General features: G+C 43.3%; 19 protein-coding genes and 1 pseudogene. 16 read left to right on the top strand and 4 right to left on the bottom strand.

All coding sequences use genetic code 11. The features are described from left to right. The 7 genes from HZY94_RS02200 to HZY94_RS02170 all read left to right on the top strand — a co-directional run. On the top strand, positions 1-921 hold a 921-nt coding region (locus HZY94_RS02200), incomplete at its 5' end, for a reverse transcriptase domain-containing protein (RefSeq protein ID WP_179924842.1). A gap of 148 nt (positions 922-1,069) precedes the next feature. Beyond that, positions 1,070-1,744 carry a methylase gene (locus HZY94_RS02195; protein WP_160332819.1) on the top strand — a complete coding sequence of 225 codons (675 nt, stop codon included), beginning with the start codon at positions 1,070-1,072 and terminating at the stop codon, positions 1,742-1,744. 2 nt (positions 1,745-1,746) lie between these two features. Then, positions 1,747-6,165 (top strand): Eco57I restriction-modification methylase domain-containing protein, encoded by a 4,419-nt coding sequence (locus HZY94_RS02190; protein ID WP_179924841.1) that lies wholly within the window; start codon positions 1,747-1,749, stop codon positions 6,163-6,165. Positions 6,166-6,218: 53 nt separating this feature from the next. After that, positions 6,219-7,640 carry a hypothetical protein gene (locus HZY94_RS10455; protein ID WP_179924840.1) on the top strand — a complete coding sequence of 474 codons (1,422 nt, stop codon included), beginning with the start codon at positions 6,219-6,221 and terminating at the stop codon, positions 7,638-7,640. A gap of 158 nt (positions 7,641-7,798) precedes the next feature. Then, positions 7,799-8,443, top strand: coding sequence for a pyroglutamyl-peptidase I (gene pcp / locus HZY94_RS02180; RefSeq protein WP_160333013.1), 645 nt, complete (start codon positions 7,799-7,801; stop codon positions 8,441-8,443). A 13-nt stretch (positions 8,444-8,456) separates the two neighbouring features. Continuing rightward, positions 8,457-9,362: an amidohydrolase family protein gene (locus HZY94_RS02175; RefSeq protein ID WP_179924839.1), complete on the top strand. Its 906-nt coding sequence runs from the start codon at positions 8,457-8,459 to the stop codon at positions 9,360-9,362. Further along, on the top strand, positions 9,359-10,012 hold the full coding sequence (locus HZY94_RS02170) for a putative quinol monooxygenase (protein ID WP_160333011.1): 654 nt from the start codon (positions 9,359-9,361) through the stop codon (positions 10,010-10,012). Before HZY94_RS02175 ends, HZY94_RS02170 begins: the two co-directional genes overlap by 4 nt. Positions 10,013-10,149: 137 nt before the next feature. Here HZY94_RS02170 and HZY94_RS02165 read toward each other — a convergent pair whose 3' ends face one another. After that, positions 10,150-11,001 carry a VOC family protein gene (locus HZY94_RS02165; protein ID WP_179924838.1) on the bottom strand — a complete coding sequence of 284 codons (852 nt, stop codon included), beginning with the start codon at positions 10,999-11,001 and terminating at the stop codon, positions 10,150-10,152. A 972-nt stretch (positions 11,002-11,973) separates the two neighbouring features. On the opposite strand from HZY94_RS02165, the gene HZY94_RS02160 reads away from it, so the two are divergent. Together HZY94_RS02160 and HZY94_RS02155 are read left to right on the top strand one after the other, a co-directional pair. Further along, the gene (locus HZY94_RS02160) at positions 11,974-12,198 is read left to right on the top strand and encodes a bacteriocin (RefSeq protein WP_179924837.1); all 225 of its coding nucleotides are present in this window, start codon (positions 11,974-11,976) and stop codon (positions 12,196-12,198) included. Positions 12,199-13,328: 1,130 nt separating this feature from the next. Continuing rightward, positions 13,329-14,351, top strand: coding sequence for an aldo/keto reductase (locus HZY94_RS02155; RefSeq protein WP_179924836.1), 1,023 nt, complete (start codon positions 13,329-13,331; stop codon positions 14,349-14,351). 73 nt (positions 14,352-14,424) lie between these two features. Here HZY94_RS02155 and HZY94_RS02150 read toward each other — a convergent pair whose 3' ends face one another. Together HZY94_RS02150 and HZY94_RS02145 are read right to left on the bottom strand one after the other, a co-directional pair. Continuing rightward, positions 14,425-14,910 carry a glutathione peroxidase gene (locus HZY94_RS02150; RefSeq protein WP_179924835.1) on the bottom strand — a complete coding sequence of 162 codons (486 nt, stop codon included), beginning with the start codon at positions 14,908-14,910 and terminating at the stop codon, positions 14,425-14,427. Continuing rightward, on the bottom strand, positions 14,907-15,371 hold the full coding sequence (locus HZY94_RS02145) for a GNAT family N-acetyltransferase (RefSeq protein ID WP_179924834.1): 465 nt from the start codon (positions 15,369-15,371) through the stop codon (positions 14,907-14,909). Before HZY94_RS02145 ends, HZY94_RS02150 begins: the two co-directional genes overlap by 4 nt. A gap of 164 nt (positions 15,372-15,535) precedes the next feature. Here HZY94_RS02145 and HZY94_RS02140 point away from each other — a divergent pair, with 164 nt between their 5' ends. From HZY94_RS02140 to HZY94_RS02130, 3 genes are all read left to right on the top strand, one after another. Beyond that, on the top strand, positions 15,536-16,090 hold the full coding sequence (locus HZY94_RS02140; protein WP_179924833.1) for a sugar O-acetyltransferase: 555 nt from the start codon (positions 15,536-15,538) through the stop codon (positions 16,088-16,090). A 17-nt stretch (positions 16,091-16,107) separates the two neighbouring features. Further along, positions 16,108-17,019, top strand: coding sequence for an alpha/beta hydrolase (locus HZY94_RS02135; protein ID WP_179924832.1), 912 nt, complete (start codon positions 16,108-16,110; stop codon positions 17,017-17,019). 149 nt (positions 17,020-17,168) lie between these two features. Further along, on the top strand, positions 17,169-17,873 hold the full coding sequence (locus HZY94_RS02130; RefSeq protein WP_179924831.1) for a B3/B4 domain-containing protein: 705 nt from the start codon (positions 17,169-17,171) through the stop codon (positions 17,871-17,873). 40 nt (positions 17,874-17,913) lie between these two features. Here the strand turns inward: HZY94_RS02130 and HZY94_RS02125 are convergent, their stop codons facing one another. After that, positions 17,914-18,303: a nuclear transport factor 2 family protein gene (locus HZY94_RS02125; RefSeq protein WP_179924830.1), complete on the bottom strand. Its 390-nt coding sequence runs from the start codon at positions 18,301-18,303 to the stop codon at positions 17,914-17,916. 119 nt (positions 18,304-18,422) lie between these two features. Here HZY94_RS02125 and HZY94_RS02120 point away from each other — a divergent pair, with 119 nt between their 5' ends. From HZY94_RS02120 to HZY94_RS02105, 4 genes and pseudogenes are all read left to right on the top strand, one after another. Beyond that, entirely contained in the window at positions 18,423-18,764 is a 342-nt protein-coding gene (locus HZY94_RS02120) for a winged helix-turn-helix transcriptional regulator (protein ID WP_179924829.1), read from the top strand. Continuing rightward, positions 18,764-19,252, top strand: coding sequence for a GNAT family N-acetyltransferase (locus tag HZY94_RS02115; protein ID WP_179924828.1), 489 nt, complete (start codon positions 18,764-18,766; stop codon positions 19,250-19,252). The genes HZY94_RS02120 and HZY94_RS02115 overlap by 1 nt, the downstream gene beginning before the upstream one ends. Before the next feature lie 226 nt (positions 19,253-19,478). After that, positions 19,479-23,063 (top strand): annotated as a pseudogene (locus tag HZY94_RS02110) (family 20 glycosylhydrolase); the annotation flags it as partial. A 617-nt stretch (positions 23,064-23,680) separates the two neighbouring features. Further along, positions 23,681-24,048, top strand: a 368-nt coding sequence (locus HZY94_RS02105) for a reverse transcriptase domain-containing protein (RefSeq protein ID WP_257151889.1), incomplete at its 3' end; no start/stop codon positions are given.

The raw sequence follows: 24,048 nt of genomic DNA, 5'->3' as shown, positions 1-24,048 counted from the left end.
GCTATTATTCAACTTCTTGAGTATCTTAACGATGGCTACGAATGGATAGTGGATATTGACTTGGAAAAGTTCTTCGATACAGTTCCACAAGATAGGCTGATGTCCTTAGTACACAACATTATCCAAGATGGGGATACGGAATCACTGATTCGGAAATATCTCCATTCAGGTGTCGTGATTAAGGGTCAACGTTATAAAACGTTGGTCGGTATCCCACAAGGCGGGAATTTGTCACCTCTCTTGTCTAATATCATGCTCAATGAACTAGATAAGGAGTTGGAAAAACGAGGTCTTCGTTTTGTTCGCTACGCAGATGACTGCGTCATCACAGTTGGTAGTGAAGCATCCGCCAAAAGAGTTATGCACTCCATTAGCCGATTTATCGAGAAGCGATTAGGATTGAAGGTCAATATGACCAAGACAAAGATTGTGAGACCTACAAAACTCAAGTATTTAGGCTTTGGCTTTTGGAAATCTCCGAAAGGCTGGAAATGCCGTCCCCATAAAGATAGTGTACAGAGTTTTAAGCGCAAGCTGAAGCGACTAACGACGAGGAAGTGGAGCATTGACCTAACGACACGGATTGAACGATTAAATTGGGTTATCCGCGGTTGGGTAAATTACTTCTCACTTGGTAATATGAAAACGATACTGACGCAAATAGATGAGCGTTTACGAACTCGTATCCGAGTAATTATCTGGAAGCAATGGAAGAAAAAATCGAGACGACTATGGGGACTTCTGAAACTAGGTGTTCCGAAATGGATAGCCGATAAAGTATCTGGCTGGGGTAACCACTATCAACTAGTGGTACAGAAGTCAGTCTTAAAGCGAGCTATATCAAAACCAGCCCTCACTAAAAGAGGACTGGTTTCTTGTCTAGATTTCTATCTTAAACGACATGCGTTAAAAGTTAATTGAACCGCCGTGTGCCGAACGGCACGCACGGTGGTGTGAGAGGGACTAGAAATTAGCCTCTACTCGATTATCAAGAATCGCTCAGTGTTTTCAAAAAAGCTCTAAAATTGCTATAATAGAAGAAATTGGAGTGTGTGGAAGGTAATGAAAAGTGACTGAACAAATCATCAAGTCCAAACAGAGAGTTCAAAAACATGGGGAAGTTTTCACACCGTCCTGGATGGTTCAAAAAATGTTGGATACTCCAGGAGTTAAGGAGGCTTGTGAAAATATCTATGCTACATTTTTAGAACCAGCAGCAGGAGATGGAAATTTTCTAGAAGCTATTCTGGCTCGAAAACTTACAGCAGTCAAGGAGCAATATCATCAGCGTAATTGGAAGACCAAGTCACTCTTTGCTTTATCTTCGATTTATGGCATTGAATTTTTAGAGGATAATCTTACAGTGGCAAGATCCAGAATGTTCTTATATTATTTAAATTGGTATGAGGAAACTTTTGGTCAACGCTTGAATAGTCAGAGCGATCTTTATAAGTCAGCTCATTTTCTCATTTTAAAAAATATTGTTCGAGGGAATACCTTAACCAAACGCCATCCAGAGACAAATGAGTTAATCATGCTGAGTGAGTGGAGACGGGTTAAAGGGCATCCAAGTGTAGTTGAGGAGATAGCTTTTCCTTTTGCGGAATTGTTTGGTGAAGATCTTGAAGGACAAGAGCGTGTTGTTGAAGGGCAACTAAGTCTTGATTTGTGGGTTGATGAAATTCTGGTTGAAAAAGAACAGAAGCAAGTTTTGATTCAAAAAGTGTATATGTTAGGAGAGTAAAGATGCTGACGACTTCAAATTTTGATTTTTTGAAAGTAGATCTAGATACCGCCGAATTATTTGCGACAGTCAACATGGCAGAGTTTAATTATACGCAGGGTGATTATGAAGGAGTGCTTACCAAGGTCAGGAAGATTGCTGAGAATACAGCTCTTTTATTTGCAGACCGGGCCTTCATTGAAGTACCTGATCGTTCAACCTTTCATCAAAGCCTACAAATAATTAAGGGGGCTATTGGTAACTCAAGTGTTGTAGATGCTTTTTTTGCTATTAAAGGTCATGGGAATAGTGCAGCTCATACCTTAAATTCTGAGGATGTAACACGTGAAAATTCCTTGAAAGCATTGGAAAACATCTACATGATTTTGGTGTGGTTTGTGACGGAATATATTGATGATGAAATTAAAGTAGAACTGTATGATAAATTTTTAGAGCCTCAAGCGCAGGAGCGTTATTCAACTGCTGAGCGAAAATTTATATATATTCAAAGTGTCAATAATGAAAGTGGTTTATTCCCTGCTTATGAGGGAACACAGAAGGTTGGGGAAGGAACCATACCTAGTGATAATTTAGAGGCAGATTGGACTGAGAATAGTGAATTTCTCAGAACAGTGGCTCCCAAACGTATCAAACAGTACATGACTACATCTGGTCTAAAATTTGATCTAGGTTGGGTCGAGTTAGCCTATAAAAAATCAAGTAAGTCTTGGTTTCATGATTCTGAAGTCCATGAAGTTTTAAGGCGTTCAGGAGTTAAACGTCCAAAACATCTAGAGGGAAATGAATGGTTCCAGACGGATCTAGAAACAGCCAAAGCAGCTATTAAAGCTGTTAAAGCTGGTCATTCTTTTATTAGTGAATCACCAGCGGAGTATAAGGCTGAAAAACAAAGTATCAGCTTACGTCCTGAGCAAGAAGCTGCTGTGAAACAGACGCAAAAGATTTTTAAGAAAAAAGATCGCATGCTTTGGAATGCCAAGATGCGTTTCGGGAAGACTCTGACTTCGCTCCAGCTTATTAAAGAGGAGCAATTCAAAAAAGTGCTCATTATGACCCATAGACCAGTTGTCAGTGATTCCTGGTTTGAAGATTATCAAAAAATGAGTATGAATGAAGACGGTTATCTTTACGGTTCAGTGGATAAAGGGGAAAAACTTGCAACTCTGAAAACTGGAGATTCCCCATTCATTTACTTTGCTTCTATTCAGTTATTACGTCATAATGCTGCTCAAACTAACCTTCCTGAATTTTCGGATGTTGATTGGGATTTAATTATTATCGATGAAGCTCATGAGGGGACCCAAACTGATTTGAGTGATGCAGTTGTGTCTGCCTTAGTCAAAAAACACACGAAAATTCTCGAACTTTCAGGGACTCCTTTTAATCTTGTGGACCAATTTGAGCCCGAGCAGGTCTATACATGGGACTACGTTATGGAGCAACAGGCCAAGCTTAAGTGGGATTTGGAAAAACCAAATGAACCAAATCCGTATGAACAGCTCCCGGAAGTTCATATGTATACCTTTGATATGCGGAATAAAGAAAAATTTTCAGATGGAAATAAGGCCTTTAATTTTCGTGAATTTTTCAAAGTTGATAAGGATGGTGAGCTGGTCTATAAAGAAGATGTCCGTCGTTTTCTAGATAATATAACTAATCCTGATGATAAGAATAATTATCCTTTCTCAACTCAAGAATACCAGGAGGAGTTGCGACATACGCTATGGCTGCTACCAGGTGTGAAAGAAGCGAATGCTTTTGAAAAACTTCTGAGACAGCATCCTGTTTTTGGGAAGGATTATGAGATTGTTAATGTTGTTCAGAACGATAAGAGTGATAGTATCTTAGATAGCTCAGAGAATGATTTGGCTAAGGTCCGTCAAGCTATCACGGATGATCCTTCCCAGTCTAAGACGATTACGCTGACTGTTCGTAAGCTCACAACTGGTGTCAATATTCCTGAGTGGACAGCAGTCATCTTTTTGTCAAATACAAATAGTCCTATGAATTATCTCCAGGCTGCTTTTCGTGCTCAGACGCCTTTCTCCCATGAAAAATTGGGCATGAAGAAACGCTGTTATATTTTTGATTTTGCGCCAGATCGTGCACTCACGGTAATGGCAGAAAGTGCGCAGATCAATTCAGGGGTCGGTAAGAAAAATACGTCACAGCAAAAACAAGCTATGGCCAATCTGTTAAACTTTATGCCGATTCTTGGTAAGAGTGATAATGGCATGGCACCTTTTAATGTCGATCGCATGCTGACGCAAATAAAAAAAGTCTATGCGGAAAAAGCAGTCCGCTCCGGATTTGAAGATGATAGTCTTTATAATGATAATCTTTTAACTTTGACATCAGATGATGCTGAGCGGTTTAATAAACTGAAGTCCATTGTAGGGAAGACTCAGAAACAAAAAACAAAAACGAAAGTTACCATTAACGAAAATGGTTTTTCTAATGAAGACTATGATGAAGCTATGCGTGCTAAGAAAAAGAAAGCTAGGGAGCGTAGCCCAGAAGAAAAAGAAGCTCTGGAAAAACTCAAGGAAGCCATGAAGCAACAAAAGACGATGATTTCTATTCTTCGTGGTGTCTCCATTCGGATCCCAATGATGATTTACGGGATGGATGTTGACTTAAGCAAGGACATTACCATCAAGGATTTTATTAAAGAAGTCGATGATGAATCCTGGAAAGAGTTTATGCCTAAAGGTTTTACCAAAGGGATGTTTAAAGAAATCACTAAGTATTACGATGCAGAAGTCTTTATTGAGGCAGGTCGTATCATTCGTCAGCGTGCTAAATCTTTTGATAGTCTAGACTTCATCGAGCGTGCAGAAGAAATTGCAATTCTTTTTGGTAGCTTTAAGAATCCTGATAAAGAAACTGTATTGACACCATGGCGTGTGGTCAATATGCAACTTGCAAAGGGGATTGGAGGTTTGAATTTCTATGATGAGAACTTTGAATCGATGATCAACGGTGCTAAACCTAACCTCCACTGGGTCGATAAAGAAGTTACTGCAGATGTTTACCACCCAGCAAGTAAAATTATCGATATTAACGCTAAAACTGGACTTTACCCTCTCCATACAGCAATGAGTCTTTACTATCAGGCTTTACAAGAAAATAATGACCAGCATTTTGATGCCGAAGGAACTTATAAAGACATTTTAGCTAACAATATTTATGCCATTGCCAAAACCCCAATGGCTAAAACCATTACCGAACGAACACTCAAAGGCTACAAAAATTACAAAACTAATGTAGTCTATATTGAAGATTTTTCCAATATTCTTAAAACCAGTATTGAAGAAGGTAAAAAACAAGTAGAGGAGGCCTTTGAATCTGTGAAATTTGATGTTGTAATTGGGAATCCACCGTATCAAAACGAAGGAATTGGACTAGTTGCCCGTGATGAGCCTATCTATCATAAGTTCATGGACTTAGCTTATGAAGTATCTGATAAAGCCCTTCTGATCACTCCAGCTCGATTTTTATTCAATGCAGGACAAACATCTAAAGCGTGGAATCAGAAGATGTTGGCAGATGAGCACCTCAAGGTTCTCTACTTTGAACAAGATTCTTCACAAGTATTTCCAAATACAGATATAAAAGGTGGAATAGTAGTTACTTTACATGATAAAAAGAGAGTATTCGGAGCAATTGGGAGGTTTACTCCTATTGAGTGGCTCAATGATTTGTTGCATTTGGTACGTGAAAAATCAGCTCGTTCATTTAATGAGTACTTATTTGGTAAGAGTAGTTATAAATTTACTAAACGACTGTATGATAAATATCCTGAATTAAAAGGGAGAGTATCTATTTCTGAAGAAAAATCAATTGGTTCAAATATTTTTGAAAAATTACCAGAAATTTTTACTGATGAGAAAACATATACGAATCAAATTGGAATATATGGTAGGCTAAACAATGAGAGAGTTACAAAATGGATTGAGCCTGACTTGATTGAAGAACATCCAAATTTGAACAAATACAAAGTATTTTTACCTGCTTCTAACGGAAGTGGGTCGATTGGAGAAGTCCTATCGACCCCACTCGTGGGTACCCCACTCGTGGGTACCCCACTCGTGGGTACCCCACTCGTGGGTACCCCACTCGTGGGTCATACACAAACTTTCATTTCTTTTGGCGCTTTTGATCAAGAAGAAGAAGCTGAGAATTGTCTTAAATACATAAAGACCGACTTTGCTCGTGCTATGCTGGGAACATTGAAAATTACACAGCACAATCAGTCAAAAGAGGTTTGGAGTAATGTTCCGTGGTTTGATTTCTCAGACTACTCTATTATCGATTGGTCGCAATCTGTTGCGGAAATTGAGGAACAATTGTACAGATACTTTGAAGTTCCAGAAGAAATTGTTGTGCAGATAAAAGCTAATGTTAGACAGATGGAATAATAGGAAGTTAATTCATACATAGATTGTAAAATAGTTACTAGAAAGGATATTTAATGTTATTATTTTCTACAATTTTAAATATAGATAACTCTTTAACTAAGGATGAGTTCTTAAAACTTGTTATAGAATGGAATCAAGGTAGTAGACATAATGATAATATAATTACTAATTTGATGTGGGATGGCTCTTATAACCAGAAGTTTGGAAATGAAAAGGTCTCTCTTGATTTCAAGGAGTACCGTAATGAGGATATTCTTGCAGTTCGATATGAAAAGAAATTGGATGATGGGGTTATTTGGAATACAGATTACATCATGAATTTTAAAGAGTCTAAGATGTCAATTATGTTGGATAGAAGTTTCACTGAAGATGCAATTAATGTAGATAGATCATTTAAAACTCCGGTATTCATTAAGTTATTGATTGAAAAGGGATATGTGCTAGACGATAACAATCTTCCTATTACTATGAATCCTCATTGGATAAATGATGAAAATTATCAGATGTTGGTGGAAGTTATTAATGGTGCTAAGGTATATGATTTACCTATCGTATATGTTTCAAAGACGTTTTTAAATAGAACTCCCATTGATGTTGGTAAATTGTCCTATGCTTTAAAAGGAGTTGCACACGTTTTTGTTCAAGAAGATGTTAGTTCGAATGATTTAATTCGTAGCTTCTGTGATGACAAAAATGAATATAACGGCAATATTGGAATCTACTATCAAACAGATATGATTCAGAAGAAACGTAGAAGGGTGCTCGAGCACTTTGATCCAGATGTTGTCAGTCAAAGTATTGTAAGAGATATTATTCATTATACTAATCAGCAGACGATTCCCTATCTATATACATGGGATGGTGTTCTCACGTCTTTGTTTCAAGATAGATTTAGAAGTCAAAAAGCAAAGCGTGCTGAAGCGGAAAAAACTAAGGAGGAAACAGACGAGGTTCTTAGGGTTTTTAGTGATGAAATGAATGATTTGGAGGAAGAGAATAAACGATTAACTTCTAAACTTTTAGACAGGGAAAACGAACTAGAGTATTATAAAAATGAGTTTTTTAATAGACAGGGAGTAAATGAAGGTTTTTTATCTAGTGGAACTGAAAAAGAGTTTTTCCAAGGAGAGAAAAGAGCATTTGTTCTGTCTGTTTTATCAGATTCTCTAGGTGGGATGTCTGATAAAACTCGTAAGAAACATATTATTCAAGATATTGTTCAGCAAAATGAAATTGATGATATTTTGAATAACAGACGAGATGAAATAAAGCGTCTACTAACTGATTATAAGGGAATAAATTCAAAATTGAAGCAAGAATTGAAAAAGTTGGGATTTGTAGTATCAGAAGACGGTACACATTATAAGCTGACTTATTACAACGATAATCGTTATACTATCGTCATGGCTAAAACACCTAGTGATAGTAGAGCAGGAAAGAATAACGTATCGGAGATTAATAAAAAGGTACTCTAGATAAACAATGGCTTGGTGGGCAGTATCGCTTATCTTCATTTGAAATGCATCAGGTGGTGTTGGGGGAAGAGGAATCGTAATCGTGTCTTGGAAAACTGAACTCCTGCTGCGTGAAACGGGAATTCAATTTTTTATAGTTCGTCAATCTGAGGGAAACAATGAAAATTTTAGTAACAGCTTTTGAGCCTTTTAATGGAGAGGCCATGAATCCAGCTCTGGAAGTTGTTAAGCGTCTACCGGATCAAATCTTGGGGCATGAGTTGGTTTGGCGGGTGTTGCCGACAGCTTTTGGTGGCGCTCGGGCAGAACTGGAATCGGTGTTGGGTGAGTTGGAGCCGGATCTGGTCTTGTGTTTGGGTCAGGCTGGGGGACGTAAGGGTCTGACCTTGGAGCGTGTGGCCATTAATGTGATGGATGCACCGATTCCGGATAATGCAGGGGAGCAGCCGATTGATGATCCGGTGCGAGCTGAGGGACCGGCAGCTTATTTTTCGACCTTGCCCCTCAAGGCTTTGTTGGCAGGGATGCAAGAGCGGGGTCAAGAGATTCGTTTGTCGAATACAGCGGGAACTTTTGTTTGCAACCAGGTTCTCTATGAGGTGTTGCACTGGGCTAGTCAGCATCGTCCTGCTTTGCGGGCAGGTTTTCTCCATCTACCTTATTTGCCAGAGCAGGTGGAGAATAAGCCAGGTGTGGCTTCGCTGTCCCTAGAGCAGATGTTGGAGGGGGTGCTGGTCTTACTAGAACTCTTGGTAGAGCATGAGGGACAGGATATGAAAGTAGCTGCTGGAACTACACATTAAGGAGGGGCTGTGGATGACTAAGATTGATGTCTTTGCCCATGTTTTGTTACCCGGTTTTTATGAAAAAATGTTGGCCATAGAGCCACGTTTGCCGGAACTTTTTCCCTTTATTCAGCATCCGTTGTTGACGGATTTGGACCAGCGACGTCAGTTTTGGGATGGCGAGACGCAGCAGGTTCTGTCTTATGTGAATGTGAATCCGGAGGATTATGTGGATCCGGTCACAGCTGCCGCGCTTTGTCGGGAGGCCAATGCGGAATTAGCTGAGGTCGTGGCTGGTCAGCCGGATATGTATGTAGCGGGTGTTGCCATGGTGCCCATGAATCATTTGGAGGCGGCGGTTCAGATTCTGGAAGAGGTTGCGGAGTCCGAGGTGTTGGTAGGTGTCCAGTTGTTCACGCGGGCTTTAGGGAAGTCTATTGCGGATTCAGCCTATCGGCTTATATTTGAAACTTGTCAGCGCTTGGGCATACCGATTTGGCTGCACCCTATTTTTGATGAGCGCAAGCCGGATAACAACATTGTCTTTTCGTGGGAGTATGAATTGACCCAAGCCATGTTGCAGTTGGTTCAGGCTGGGATCTTCCAGGATTTTCCTGATTTGAAGGTGATTGTCCACCATGCAGGGGCTATGATTCCTTTTTTCGCAGAGCGGATTCGGCATATTTTACCGCCGGAACAAGCGGCAGACTTCCAGAAGTTCTATGTTGATACGGCGATTCTTGGGAATTCCAAGGCCCTTGAGTTGACGCTGGAGTACTTTGGATTAGATCAGGTTCTCTTTGGCACCGATGCCCCTCTTGGCATCGCACCGGCTGGAGCAACAGAGGTGATTGTGGAGGCCATCAACCAGTTGCCAATTTCCGACCTGGATAAGGATGCCATTTTTGCCCAAAACTTTAGAAGGATGATGCAATGAGAGTGAATGTATTTGCGATTGGTGTTGAGGCTCAGGATCGGGCGCTCTTGCATGAGGTAGGGGTGCATAATGTGCGGACCTCCCACTGCAAGGAGCCTGGCACCTTGGCGATGTTTGTAGCAGAGCGAGTGGATGCTTCGGGTTCCTTTATTGTTTTTGAGGTTTATGAAGGGGAAGCGGCCTATGCGACCCACCGGGCATCGGAGCAATATCAAAATTATGTGTCCAAGGCAGGGTCTCGGTTAAGAGAGCGAACAGCCTATGAGGTAAATCCTGTTTTCCTTGCGGAAAAATTAGATTCCGATACTTGGCTTGGGCCAGATCACTATTACCTGAAATTCGCCCGAGTGGAGACGAGTGTTGAAGGACAGCTTGTTTTTACAGAGAGTGTGCTGAAAAATATGAAAACCTCCTTGAAAGAGGAGGACGGAGTTTTGGCTATGTATGCAGTTCAGGATCAGGCGAAACCCCAGGTCTGGTATTTCTTTGAAGTCTATGCCAGCCAGGCTGCCTATCAAGGCCATCGGGAAACCAGTCATTTCCAAAAGTATCTGGCAGAGACTAAGGATCTCGTCCTGGATAAGCAACTCCTGGACTTGATCAACGATGTCAGCATGAGTCAAGGAAAGCTGAGATTGGAAATTAACTGAAACTAGTAGTAAGAAGCAGACTGAGTAACACTCTGTTACTGAGAATAGGAAATCTAAAAAGGACTTAGAATAATAGTTTGCCAAGGTTATTCTAAGTCCTTTCTTATTTTTAGGAATTTTTGCTCAATCCCTGGTTCTTATTGCTTTTCTTCCAACACTAGCAAGGTTTTAATGCCGTCAACATCGACAAAGCTAGCCTTTGGACCACCTTGTTCCAGTTCGAGGTTAGCGGCACGGGCGCGTGCGATGGTGGCTTGGTAATGATCAGGTTGTGAATACACAACTGTATAGTAGGCGAGACCAGGCAGCCCTTCTGAACGCTCTTGTAAATGCTTACCACCCCACTCATTGACAGCTAGATGGTGGTGGTAGTTACCGGAGGCCAGCCAGGCTGCGGATGGGATTGAGAATTTGTCCTCCAGAGCCAGCACCTCTTGATAGAAACGGCTAGCACTTTCGCTATCTTTGACCGAGAGGTGTACATGACCCATCCGGGTTCCGAGGGGCAGACGATATCCCTGTTGGCTACTTTGTCCAAGCTGGTAGATGGTATCGGCATCCAAGGCTTCGGTAATCCCAATAATGCGACCATCTTCACGAATATCCCAGTTTTCTTGAGGGAGGTCGCGGTAGATTTCGAGGCCATTTCCTTCCGTATCCGCTAAGTAAATTGCCTCACTATAACCATGGTCGCTAGCCCCTTGCAAAGGGATCTTGTTGTCAATAAAGTGACGCAGGATGGTTCCTAAATCTTGGCGACTGGGCAGTACCAGAGCCAAGTGGTAGAGGCCATAACTAGCTGCAACAGAACCCTCTTGTTCTGTTTTTAACAGATGGATCAGAACCTGTTCGCCTACTCCTAGGTCTACCTGTTGGTCTGTCTCAGCTAGAACTTCAAGTCCTAGAACTTGTTGGTAAAATAGACTTTGTAATGCAAGGTTACGAACATTTAAGGCAACGGCCCCGAGTTCAAATTGTGAATGGTACATAAGGTTCTCCTTTGAAAATTTACTGCTAATTACCATTTTAGCTTATGTAAACGAAAAAACAACTCAAAAGCTTTTTAGTGATAGGGAGAAGATTGAGCTTGGATAATCGAGCTTTTATATCTTAGAACTGGAAAATATAAAATAGGTTATTCAGGACGATTTCAAACCATTCTAGAACATGTTGGTTGGAGACGGACTCTTCTCTGTTATACTGGGGGTGGAAAGAGAAGAGTCCATTTTTTATCTACTGTGTATTTTGTGGAGCGATGGTAGAGAAGATTGGAAAATGCTAAAAACACTGCTATTATAGTAGCAGAAGGAAGCAGAGTAGGTTTTGCAGACTTACAGGTGCCCGTATTTGTACTATAGGCGGTATGGTAGGAAACTAGAAGGAAGAGGGATATCTGTATGTGTGAAAAATTGAATTTTGAGCTATTCTTTGCGGCAACAGGACCTGTAACAACAGCCGCAGCAGCTGTTGTTTGTTTAGCATCAGGGATATCCGATGCTTTGTAGAAATGGTTTGGAAACATCTTATTTTGTTACTGGTAGCCGCTAGTTTTCATGTCTTGATCGTGAAGACTTCGATTGTTGGGAGGAGTAAAAAGGAGAAGCAGGTTGTTAGTAGGATTCTGTGGATCATGATACTTACTTCGATCATGGTAGACCTGTTACTTTCCTAGAAACAGGATTAGAGGATATTTTAGGAAAACCACACTGTTAGTTCCAGTCTTGAAAGTATTCAGGATGAGAGGACGATAGTGTGGTTTTTAAAGTAGAATCAGGAGAAAGGTTAGATGGAGGGAACTTTAATCCCTGAGCTTTTTTATTTAGGAGTAGGAAAAAACTAAAACTGCTATTCAGGACGTTCTCGTGACATTTTAGGACATATTGGTTGGAAACCGTCTGAACTCTGTTACACTGTAGAAGTCGGATGATCAATCTGACAATATTTTTTAGGAGGTCATTGTTATGACTACTTTTAATGACACTGTTGCTCAGTCTCTTTCAATGGATGTCCTCATGGGTATTCTTGGTGGTGGATGTTCTTGGGGAGATGCCGGCAAAGCAGCTGTTAATGGCGCGATTGGTGGTGCAATTGGTGGATCTCCTGGAGGTCCAGCTGGTGCTGCAATTGGTGCAGTTCTTGGTGGTGCAGGAGCTGCTGCAGGCTATGGAGCTACTTGCTGGTGGTAATAGAAAGGTAGTAATAATGGATACTCTAAAATGGTTATTTGAACACGGGTTTTATAGTTTTCTGGGAGGATTTACAGTCTTTGTTTGGATGCTGGCACATCCTCGAAAAGAAAAGAAAAACTCAAAAAAATTGTAAATCAAAATTGTGAGAACAAATAGTGTTTACGAGACCTGGCTATTCGGTGAATAGCTGGGTTTCCGCTTTTGAAAAAACTACAAACGGATATGAAAGGAACTACTATGGATTTACTGATTGATTGGCTTCTAATACCTGGAACTATAGGCCTCTTTTTTGGATTTTTATATCTCTATATAGAGAAAAAACGAGGCGATAGATGAAAAAGGTCTGGGAGATGGGAGTGGGACAGAACTAAATTTGGAAAAATTTAGTTCGTAGTCCCACCCCCGCAAGGCTGATTAGGTCCTCTTCCGAGCTTGAAAAGCGAACGAAGAGGCCAATCAGCTACTGCGTCAAAGGTATTTTGTTAACCAAAGTCAGTGAGGTTTGACTTTTGTCTCAGCCTCACCCGATACTAACAATTAAGAAGCGAGGTCATTTCACCCGAATTAAACAATAGAAGCCAGCAAGGATAGCAGTCATTAAGCTTCATCAAGGAGGCTTACCTAATTTTCCAAAGTTATAAGTGTCCCTCCCTATGATGACCGGATTAATTTCTAATGATGAAATACATCTTAAAACGAATGTACTACAATATCCTTGGCCTAGTGATTGTCTACATAGCGACAGCACTTACAAATGTCCCTTTTAGAGAGTGGATTGTCATTACAGCTACAAGTTCAGCTTATATGGTCAATCATTATCTAGAAAGGAAGAGCAGATAGTTGGCTTCTGCTTCCTGTGCTGCTGTATTTTTATTGAGCAATCACTGTCGATCTGGCTCAAGCCAAGAACAAGAGCTTTAGAGTCCCTTGTTCCTGGCTTTTTCTGCTCGACAGATTTTTAAACGAGAATCAAGTTACAGCGTGATGATCAGGAGATTGCGACTCTCCAAGGTGTTATCGTTCATGAATTTCCCGGCTAAATAGCTTCTGCTTATGATAAAATGGTTAGCGAAGTGTCCATAAAACTTAGAAAGGAAGGCTATATATTTGGATATAGCAGGTTAGTCATGGAATATACAAGATTAGGGAATACAGGTTTGGAGGTTTCCAAGCTTTGTTTGGGCTGTATGAGTTTTGGCGATCCAGCGCGTGGTTTTCACTCCAAGTGGGTCTTGGATGAGAGCGCCAGTCGCCCAATTATCCAGAAGGCCTTGGATCTGGGGATTAACTTCTTTGACACTGCCAATTTCTATAGCTATGGTTCGAGTGAGGAAATTCTCGGACGAGCTTTGAAGGATTTTGCAAAAAGAGAAGAAGTGGTGATTGCGTCCAAAGTTTTCTATGGGGATGGCCAAAGCGATGGTCCTAATACTAGAGGGCTTTCACGAAAGGCTATTTTCCATCAGGTGGAGCAAAGTCTTAAGCGTTTGGGAACAGATTATATCGATTTACTTTATATTCACCGTTGGGATTATGACACACCGATTGAGGAGACCATGGAGGCTCTTCACGACTTGGTTCGTTCGGGTAAAGTACTTTATCTAGGGGCATCTAGTATGTACACCTGGCAATTCCAGCAAGCCCAATATGTGGCAGACAAGAGGGGCTGGACTCCTTTTTCCGTTATGCAAAATCACTACAATCTTCTCTACCGGGAGGAGGAAAGAGAGATGATTCCTTTCTGTCAGGAGACGGGGGTCGCCTTGGTCCCTTACAGTCCATTAGCGGCAGGGCGGATTGTGCGGGATTGGTCGGCGGATACGGCGCGCAGTCAGGCGGATCAAAGTGCCCGTGCTAAGTACGATGGTACCGAAGCAGAGGATCGGAAAATTGTGGCGCGTGTGGCAGATTTGGCGGCTAAATATAATCGAAGTCGGAGTCAAGTGGCCCTAGCTTGGCTGTGGCAAAAGGGGATGCATAGCCCAGTCCTAGGTATTACCAAAGAAGCTTATCTGGATGATTTAGTAGGAGCTTTTGGACTGGAATTGAATCAAGAAGATGTGGCCTATTTAGATGAGCTCTACCTTCCTCATCCAGTGGTGGGAGCTTTGGCTAAGGGAGCGAAACGGAACCTGCAGAAATTGAAATAATCTCTAGGCCATTGGCCTTTGAGGAAAAGCAAAAGTCCTTAGTCAATTTTACAACTAAGGACTTTTACCCTCTTTATAGGAGTTGTTGGAGGGTTTCCTCGATAGCTAGGGGAGTCGTTTTGGAGGCGAAACGTGTGACTACTTGACCTTGGCGATTGATGAGAAATTTAGCAAAGTTCCATTCAATTCGTTTGCCTAAGGGGCCGGATTTTTGGTCTTTGAGCCAAATAAATAGAGGATCGGCTGCTTTCCCGTTGACCTTAATTTTAGCAAACCGCGGGAAGGTGGTTTGATAGTTAAGCTCACAAAAGCGGTTGATGTCCTCGTCACTTCCAGGGGCCTGGCCTAAAAATTGATTGCAGGGAAAATCCAAAATGGTAAAGCCCTGATCCTGATAGTGGTCGTAGAGGGCCTGTAATTCTCGGTACTGGGAGGCTAGCCCGCAACCGGTTGCTGTATTGACAATGAGGAGGACCTGCCCTTTAAAGTGGTCCAAAGAAAGGATGTCTTGGTTTTGCTTTAGAACGGTGAAATCGTAGATGGTGCGCGTGTCGGTCATAAAATTTCCTCCATTCGGATTTTTTGTGATTGCAGTCCTAGCCGTTGGTAGAAGCGGACAGCCGCAGCGTTGTCAGTCCAGACATCTAGTGTCAGATTGTAGCAGTCCTGCTCACGCGCATATTGTTTGGCGAAATCGAGTAATTGTTGGCCGATTCCATGTCCACGGGCAGTGCTAGCCACACAGAGGTCATCAATGAAGAGAGTTTTGATGGGTTGGAGTGCATTGCCATGGGGCTCCTGGATTTGGCAGAAGAGATGGCCTAGAATCTGCCCCTCTTCTTCATAGACAAAGACCATTTGTTCAGCCTTTGCGATTATTTGGTCTAGTTCTTGACTTGTGTATTTACTGCCGCTAGCCTTAAAGATATCTGGACGTTCCTGGTGGTGGACGGCGAGGATTTCTCCTAGCAGGCTGAGGATGGCTGGGACATCTTTGGTTTCTGCTGGACGAATGGACATGATAAGCTCCTTTTCGATAATTATCTTTTGTGAGGTCTCACTTCGTTGGGTGAGAGCTTGTAGCACCCATTATACCCTAAGCCAGCCTGGATATTCAATTTTTGGGCTAAAGGAAAGAGGTTTTGCTATAATGGTGGTAGTATATTTTGAGGAGAGGTTATCAGATGTCTGAATTTGAAAAAATGATAGCGGGGCAGTACTACAATCCAGCGGACCCTGAGTTAAGGACTTTAGTCGCCTCTTCCAGGGCCTATCAAAAAGCCTTTAATGAACAAGAAGATCGCCAGCTTGGTGCAGAGATTTTAAAAGAGTGGTTTGGCTCAACAGGTGAGCAACTATCTGTGAAACCACGTTTTGTGTGTGACTACGGGGTTAATATTCATCTTGGCGAGAATTTTTATGCCAATTGGAATTTGACCATGTTGGATGTTTGTCCCATTCGGATTGGCAAAAATGCCATGATTGGTCCCAACTGTCAATTTCTGACTCCCCTCCACCCACTGGATCCGGAGGAGCGCAATGCTGGTTTGGAATACGGAGCACCGATTACTATTGGTGATAATTTCTGGGCTGGTGGCGGTGTAACCGTTCTGCCAGGAGTCACCTTGGGCGATAATGTTGTTGCCGGGGCCGGTGCTGTCATCACCAAATCTTTTGGGGATAATGTTGTTCTAGCTGGTAATCCGGCCAAAGCCATTAAAGTGATTGAAGCCAAGTGAAGCTAGTAGGAGGAAGTATGCGTAAAGGGATTTATATTTTTAGTATTCTGTTATTAGCCCTGAGTTGTTTTTGGTTTTTTATGCGTAAAAATTATGAGAGTCCAAGCCCAGAAACGGTTGTTCAAGCCCAAAACACGGAGCTTTCCTTGCAAGAATCCAGTAACATTGTTCATGAAGACTATCAGGTTCAACGGGATCAAGTGAATTTGGCAGGTGTGATTACGGCGGATGCCAACTATAAGCAGGAAAAGCGTCCGCTACTGGTGATTGCTCATGGTTTTAACAATACCTTGGAAAATTATGTGGACTATGCTGAGGAATTGGCACGGCAGGGTTATCTGGTTTACCGTTTTGATTTTTATGGAGGCAGTCGAGCTTCCAAAAGTGGGGGGACCGATATGCTCAATATGTCGGTCTTAACAGAAAAGGCTGATCTAGAAGCTGTTGTTGAGCAGTTGTCCAAAGAAAAGTTTGTCCAAGGAGACCAAGTGACCCTTATAGGGGCGAGTCAGGGTGGTGTTGTTGCGACTCTTTATGCGGCAGAGCATGCCGATCGGATTAACAAACTAGCCTTAATCTTCCCGGCCTTTGTCCTTTTTGATGATGTGGAGGCAACCTATGCCAGTCTAGGTGTCAAGTCACCGAAAGACCTGCCGGATGTGATTACACACCGCAATGCTCAACTAGGTTCGATCTACCTCAAGGATGCCATGTCTGTTGATATCCAGCAGGAAATGAAAAAAGTAACAGCACCAGTGATGCTGATTCATGGTACCCTTGATGATGTGGTTCCCTATTCCTATAGTTTGGAAGCCCTAAAAGTATTTCCAAATTCCCAATTAGTGACAGTCGAGGGAGGAGGACACTGGATTGATGCTCAGTTTAACCAGGTAGCCCTACCCGCCTTGGAAGAATTTTTACGAGAGTAGAAAAAACATATCATTTGTGGTAAAATGATGAAAATTAAATTTAAAATGAAGCGCCACCGGGTGACAGCACTTGAAAGTATCGTTAGGTCTTAGAAGATACTTTTACAGTGCTGTTTTTTTAAAACTGTGGGGCTAGAAAGGAGACAACTATGGCACATTTTATGATTGATTCATCTTTCTGGGATCTCTTTCCAGAGGCAAAAATTGGAGTAGTTCTACTTAAGGACTATCAGCAGCTGGCGGAGTCGCCAAAGGAACTCCAAGAGCTGTTAGCGGAGAGTAACGAGCTGGCTAAGTCGTTTGTCGAGGGGGAACCCTTTGCGGAAAATCCAGTCATTCAAGTTTATCGCCAAGCCTTCCAAAAATTTAAGACGAAAAAGGGTGCCAGGTCCAGTATTGAAGCTCTTTTGAAACGGGCTAAAAGTGGCAAACCGGTGGGGTCTATCTTACCCCTGGTTGATATCTACAATGCGGCGAGTCTACGCTATGCTTTACCGTGTGGAGCAGAAGATTTGGATCGTTTTCAGGGAGATCTACAGCTTGGTTTGACTGAGGGAGGAGATGAGTTTTATCTTATCGGCAGTGATGAGAACACTCCTACTCTAGCTGGAGAATTGTGTTATAGGGATGAAGCCGGAGCTGTCTGTCGCTGCCTCAATTGGCGGGACGGGGAGCGGACCATGATTCGAGAGGATAGCCAGAATGCTTTTTTGGTGTTGGAATTATTGGACCCAAGCAGGGAAGAGGCTCTGGAAGTTGCCCTTCAATTTATTGTTGAGCAGGCGCAAAAATACCTAGGCGGTCAGGCTGTGACTCAGATTCTAGATCGGGAATCAGATTCCATGGCTTTGTAGGCAAAAAACTTGCGGTTTATAGCGCAAGTTCTTTATCTACTTAGTTCCAAAAGTCATCTTCAAGGACTTGATCGGATGAGAAGAGCCAGACTTCCTGGATTTTACCGTTTTCCATGCGGAAGAGGTCGATTCCGTTCATGTTGAGTTCGACTCCGTCTGGGCGGGTTCCGATAAAGGTCACGTTAGCTGCGACGAGGTCATTATTATCAGAGACCCAGTTGGTTAGGACTTTAAAGGTTCCATTTGTTTTTTGGCCAAAGGTTGCTAGGTGGGCACCTAATTTATCTTTGCCAATAATGGTTCCTGATGTGGAGTGATTGCCAGGTTGGTGCCAGATAATGTCATCGGCCATGGTTTCAAACACAGCTGGGAAGTTCCCGTCGATTAGGCCTTGGTTGTACTGATTAAAGATTTCTAGATTTTGTGACATAAGTGATCTCCTTTTTTGATATAATCCAATTATAGTTTTTACAATCAAGAAAACAAGTAGATTTTTTTCTGTTGGTTAGTAGCAAAAGTGGTAGTATTGGTATGAAATAAGGAGAAAAAATGTCCACAAAAGTGAGTGAATACGGAATTTGTCCCTTTGCAACCACGCAACGGGTTTTGACGGGGAAGTGGGCTTTGGTGATCATCTACCAGTTGAGTACTGGAACCAAGCGTTTTAATGAATTGCAACGGAATATTCCAGGGATCACCCAAAGTATTCTGACCCGTCATTTGCGGCAATTGGAGAAGGATAAGTTGGTCCATCGCAAGGTCTATCCAGAGGTTCCCCCTCGGGTTGAGTACAGCTTGACGGAACTAGGTAGGAGTTTCCAGGGAGTCTTGGATGAGGTTGAGAAATGGGGACTGAGTTATATTGAGTTTTTGAATCAGGAGGAATTGTGATGAAGGTTCGGAAAGCTGAATGGAGCGATCTTGATACGATTATGGAGATTTATCAGGGAGCACGGCAGTTTATGGTGGCCCAGGGAAATCCGAGTCAGTGGAACGAGGGCTATCCGACCCGTGCACTGATTGAAGAGGATATTGAAATTGGTCAGTTCTATGTTTGTGTAGAGGCCAATCGGGTGGTCGGCGTTTTTGCCTTGATGCCGGGACCGGATCCGACCTATGAACGGATTGAGGGATTCTTTCGGAGTCAGGAGCCACATGGGGTGATTCATCGTTTGGCCTCAGATGGTCGGACGCGAGGGGTAGCCCGTGCCTGTTTTGAGGCTTGTGGGGAGCTTTATTCTTATTTGCGGATTGATACCCATCGGGATAATCGAGCCATGCGGAGAGCCTTGGAAAAGTTTGGTTTTGTGGAATGTGGCTTGATCTGGCTTGAAGATGGAAGTGAGCGTTTGGCCTTTGATTGTTTCACGGATCGTTAATTGAGTCGTGTGGTTCTTTTTGAAGCCCTATTCTATTGGTTGTAAAGCCTATAGAATAGGGCTTTATTTTTGTCTTGGTCTGGAATACCAGTGCTTTTTCCGGTTCCATTTATTGAACAAGTAAGCGTTTTCCTTTATACTCAAATTATCGTAAAACCAATTTATTTGTGGCTTGAAACAGGTTTCGTTTTGGTAGATGAATCGAAAAGTGAAGGGGGCATGGAGGATGCAAGGATTAGAGAAGGGACAACGGTATTCGTTTCGGAAATATTCGGTCGGGTTAGTTTCTGTGATGGTTGGTTTGACTGTTGTTGGAGCCAATCCTGTCAGTGCGGATAGTTCAGTGGAAGCGGGAGAATCACTTGCCACGGAAGTCTTGGCAGATAGCGGAGAGCAAGCGCAGCTAGAGGCGGTGAAAATCAGCGAGCCAGTGGAGCAGCCTGCTGCAACAGTGTCGGAAGATGTGCCGTCAGCTGTGACAGAGATGCCTGCTGCAGAGAGTCCTAAGCCGGAGGCTGTGGGAGTTCGGTTTCGTGTAGCAGATCCATCAAGTGCCTCACAAACGGAAGGTCAGATGGTGACGCATACGGATATTACCCAGAATCATGAGTTGAACAAAACGCATTACGAGGGGAAATGGGATAATTATGGTCCTGCCCATGGTAGCTTTTCTGGTAGCCTGAGTGTCCGCTTTACGGGAAATCGGCTCGAGGTCTATGGGGATCAGTTCCGTGGAGGAGGGATTATTTCCCTGGAAGTGGATGGCCGGCAAGTTGGGACGGTTAATACGGATGGCCCAACTCAATTTGCTAAGTTATTGTATACGGTTGATAACTTGGAGCTGAAGGAACAGACTCTAACCATTCGTCCGATTAACAACTTTATTTATTCCCATGTTGGTGTCAAAGTGTTTACCGATCCTCCAGTGGTTTTAAGTCCTGAGGAGCAAGCGGAACGCTTGGCTCTCAAGAAGGTTGTTTCCATCGATGCGGGGCGTAAGTATTTTTCAGTTGCTCAGCTTAAGGATCTGATGGATACAGCTAGTGAGCTTGGCTACACAGACTTCCACCTGCTATTAGGGAATGATGGTCTCCGTTTTCTTCTGGACGATATGAGCCTAACTGTGAATGGCCATTCTTACGCGAGTCAGGACGTTAAGGATGCTATTCAAGCGGGTAACGATCATTATTACAAGGATCCAAATGGTTCGGCTTTGTCCCAAAAAGAAATGGACGACTTGCTGGCTTATGCGAAAGGGCGCAATCTAAAGGTTATTCCTGTGATTAATAGTCCGGGGCATATGGATGCCATCTTGGTGGCGATGGCGAAATTGGGGATTGAGCGGCCCAACTTCCAATTCGCTGGTCTAAGCTCAGCGCGAACGGTGGATATTAGTAATGATGAGGCTGTGGCCTTTACGAAAGCACTGATTGAACGTTACGCGGCTTATTTCAGTGGGAAGGTCGAAATCTTCAATATTGGTTTGGATGAGTTTGCCAATGATGTGACAGATGCGGCGAAAGGCTGGCGGATTCTGCAGGGAGATCCGTCGGTCGTGGCTGGGAAAAACTATCCTCAGGATGGTTACCAACGCTTTGTAGCCTATGCTAATGACTTGGCTCGGATTGTTAAGAGTCACGGTCTCAAGCCAATGGCCTTTAATGATGGTATTTATTACAATCAACAGGAAAATGCAGGTCAATTTGACAAGGACATTATTGTGTCTATGTGGACTGGTGGTTGGAATGGTTATGATGTAGCCTCTTCTAAATTCCTTTCAGATAAGGGACACGCCATTCTGAACACCAATGATGCCTGGTATTATATTGTCGGTCGGAATCATGCCAATGGTGGTTGGTACAATCTAAACCAGGCCTTAGATGGTGTCCAAAAGACGCCGCTAACCTCGGTTCCGAAAAACCAAGGAGCTCAGATTCCAAGCATTGGAAGTATGGTGGCTATCTGGGCGGATGATCCAAGTCGGGAGTATCGACCAGAATTGGCCAAGCAGTTGCTCAAGGCCTTGGCTGATAAGAATGCAACCTACTTCTTGGCAGATTATGGGCCAACCCAAACCTTGTTAGCCCAGGTTCCCAAAGATTTATCGATTTATACACCAGAAAGCTTGGCTCCATTTAGGCAAGTCTTCAAGGCTTTTTCATGGAATTACAACCGGAGTCAGCAGGCTCAATTAGATCAGGACTTAGCACAATTGACTCAAGCCTTTAAGGCTCTAGTTTTGAAAGAGTCTAAAACCCTAGATCCTGTCATCAGCCAAGAGCTTCCGATCCTCCCTTCGGTTGAAGTTAAGACGGGTGCAGGTAGTAGCTATGATTTGCCGGCCTTGGATCCCTCTCAAGTCAAACAAGGCAACAGCGTCGGGAACGGTGCAACTCAGGATCTACCAAAACTGGACCCATCCCAGGTTAAGCAGTCTGGTTCTGTTGGAGATGGCACAGTTAAGGACTTACCAAGTCTGCCTCCATTAGAGACTAAGACAGGCACAGGTATTAGCTACGACTTACCAAGTCTGCCTCCATTAGAAACTAAGACAGGTAGCGGTGCCAGCTATGATTTACCAAAACTAGACCCATCCCAGGTTAAGCAGTCTGGTCCCGTGGGAGATGGCACAGTTAAGGATTTACCAAGTCTGCCGCCAGTGGAGAGTAAGCCAGGTTCCGGCACTAGCCATGATTTACCAAGTCTGCCTCCAGTAGAGACCAAGCGTGGTAGTGGTGTTAGTTATGATTTACCGAAGCTAGATCCGTCCCAGGTTAAACAGTCTAGTTCGGTGGGAGACGGCCCGACCAAAGATCTACCAAGTCTGCCTTCAGTAGAGATGAAGCCAGGCATTGGTGCCAGCCATGACCTACCGAAGCTGGATCCGTCCCAGGTTAAACAGTCTGGTCCCGTGGGAGACGGTCCGACCAAAGATCTGCCAAGTCTGCCTTCAGTTGAGATGAAGCCAGGTAGTGGTGCCAGCCATGACCTACCGAAGCTGGATCCGTCTCAGGTTAAACAGTCTGGTCCCGTGGGAGACGGTCCGACCAAAGATCTACCAAGTCTGCCTCCATTAGAGACTAAGCGTGGCAGTGGTGCCAGCCATGACCTACCGAAGCTGGATCCGTCCCAGGTTAAACAGTCTGGTTCTGTTGGAGATGGCACAGTTAAGGATTTACCAAGTCTGCCGCTAGTGGAGAGTAAGCCAGGTTCCGGCACTAGCCATGATTTGCCAAGTCTGCCTTCAGTAGAGATGAAGCCAGGTAGTGGTGCCAGCCATGACCTACCGAAGCTGGATCCGTCTCAGGTTAAACAGTCTGGTCCAGTGGGAGATGGCACAGTTAAGGATTTACCAAGTCTGCCGTCAGTGGAGAGTAAGCCAGGTTCCGGCACTAGCCATGATTTGCCAAGTCTGCCTCCAGTAGAGACTAAGCGTGGTAGCGGTGTTAGTTATGATTTACCGAAGCTGGCCCCATCCCAGGTTAAGCAGTCTGGTTCGGTAGATAAGGGTACGTTCAAGGATGTACCAAGTCTCGTTCCTGTTCAGGCTAAAACAGGTTCTGGGACTCGCTATGATTTACCAGCCTTGGATCCTTCTCATTTGAAAGGGGCTCCAGCTGTGGTTCCTCAAATTTTTGAAAATCAAGATTTGCAACCTGGAGCTGTTTCATTGGTGCGTAAGGATTCAGCTAATATTACATCTAAAGCTTATCAAGATGACTCTATGCTTCCAAATACGGGTAGTGAAGCAGGTTACTTGTTGAGTGTAGCAGGCCTTGCCATGTTGGCAACCCTAGGTACTGTGAAAAATAAGCGGAAAAAATGAAGAGTCTAGGCTAGCAATTTTTGCGCAGCTATCTCCTTAAGAAAACCAAAAAACGTCCCTTACTCGCTGGAGTCAAGGGACGTTTTCCGTACGACGGGCATGTCGTATATCTGAGGTGCAAGTCCTCTGTGGGCACCTGCTACCGGTGAACCCAATAGCGACTCCCAAGCCTGACTATCGTGAGGTAGCGGGGAGAGGAAGGGATAGCGAAATCGTGGCTCTACGAACAGAAATGTGATATGAAGGCGTATGTAGTGGATGAGGAGGCTGAAAACTCTAAAGTCCTAAAAGGTAGTCGTAACCTATATGCGTAGATCACGAGAGTAAACGAGGAAAGATATACGACTTATCCCGTGAGGTCTCATGAGCGTCGTAGACGTAGTAACAACGAATCATGAGAAGTCAGCCGAACCCATAGTAGTGATGAAGTTTCTGTAATGGAAATGGAGCGAAGGGGCGAACAATTAACCGAAGTAATCCTACTTCACTTGTGTCTGTAAAAGAACGGTCTGATAGAACTGGAGACGGTCACGTATTGACTAGGAGAAGGTTCACGAATCTAAGATGTCCCTCAGACACCGAAACAAGAAAGGAATACGCACATGTCAGAATTGCTAGATAAGATATTATCTCGGAACAATATGCTTGAAGCCTATCATCAGGTAAAAAGAAACAAGGGTTCTGCTGGTATCGACGGAGTTACCATTGAGGAAATGGATAATTTCCTACGGCAACATTGGCGAGAAACCAAGGAACTTATAAAGCAGAGGAAGTACAAACCTCAACCAGTTTTACGAGTTGAAATTCCTAAGCCAAATGGTGGCGTCCGAAATCTTGGAATCCCTACAGTCATGGACAGAATGGTACAACAAGCGATTGTTCAAACCATCAGTCCAATCTGTGAAAGACACTTCTCAGAGTATAGTTATGGCTTTCGTCCCAATCGCTCTTGTGAGACAGCTATTATTCA

Source organism: Streptococcus danieliae (assembly GCF_013415245.1).
GTDB lineage: Bacteria > Bacillota > Bacilli > Lactobacillales > Streptococcaceae > Streptococcus > Streptococcus danieliae_A.
The sequence above is the reverse complement of the archived record's forward strand: the minus strand, read 5'-3'. Positions and strand labels throughout refer to the sequence as shown.

Coding starts and splice junctions, on each gene's coding strand:
- HZY94_RS02190 (WP_179924841.1), top strand. CDS start 1,747: ATGCTGACGACTTCAAATTTTGATTTTTTGAAAGTAGATCTAGATACC.
- HZY94_RS10455 (WP_179924840.1), top strand. CDS start 6,219: ATGTTATTATTTTCTACAATTTTAAATATAGATAACTCTTTAACTAAG.
- pcp (WP_160333013.1), top strand. CDS start 7,799: ATGAAAATTTTAGTAACAGCTTTTGAGCCTTTTAATGGAGAGGCCATG.
- HZY94_RS02175 (WP_179924839.1), top strand. CDS start 8,457: ATGACTAAGATTGATGTCTTTGCCCATGTTTTGTTACCCGGTTTTTAT.
- HZY94_RS02170 (WP_160333011.1), top strand. CDS start 9,359: ATGAGAGTGAATGTATTTGCGATTGGTGTTGAGGCTCAGGATCGGGCG.
- HZY94_RS02165 (WP_179924838.1), bottom strand. CDS start 11,001: ATGTACCATTCACAATTTGAACTCGGGGCCGTTGCCTTAAATGTTCGT.
- HZY94_RS02160 (WP_179924837.1), top strand. CDS start 11,974: ATGACTACTTTTAATGACACTGTTGCTCAGTCTCTTTCAATGGATGTC.
- HZY94_RS02155 (WP_179924836.1), top strand. CDS start 13,329: ATGGAATATACAAGATTAGGGAATACAGGTTTGGAGGTTTCCAAGCTT.
- HZY94_RS02150 (WP_179924835.1), bottom strand. CDS start 14,910: ATGACCGACACGCGCACCATCTACGATTTCACCGTTCTAAAGCAAAAC.
- HZY94_RS02145 (WP_179924834.1), bottom strand. CDS start 15,371: ATGTCCATTCGTCCAGCAGAAACCAAAGATGTCCCAGCCATCCTCAGC.
- HZY94_RS02140 (WP_179924833.1), top strand. CDS start 15,536: ATGTCTGAATTTGAAAAAATGATAGCGGGGCAGTACTACAATCCAGCG.
- HZY94_RS02135 (WP_179924832.1), top strand. CDS start 16,108: ATGCGTAAAGGGATTTATATTTTTAGTATTCTGTTATTAGCCCTGAGT.
- HZY94_RS02130 (WP_179924831.1), top strand. CDS start 17,169: ATGGCACATTTTATGATTGATTCATCTTTCTGGGATCTCTTTCCAGAG.
- HZY94_RS02125 (WP_179924830.1), bottom strand. CDS start 18,303: ATGTCACAAAATCTAGAAATCTTTAATCAGTACAACCAAGGCCTAATC.
- HZY94_RS02120 (WP_179924829.1), top strand. CDS start 18,423: ATGTCCACAAAAGTGAGTGAATACGGAATTTGTCCCTTTGCAACCACG.
- HZY94_RS02115 (WP_179924828.1), top strand. CDS start 18,764: ATGAAGGTTCGGAAAGCTGAATGGAGCGATCTTGATACGATTATGGAG.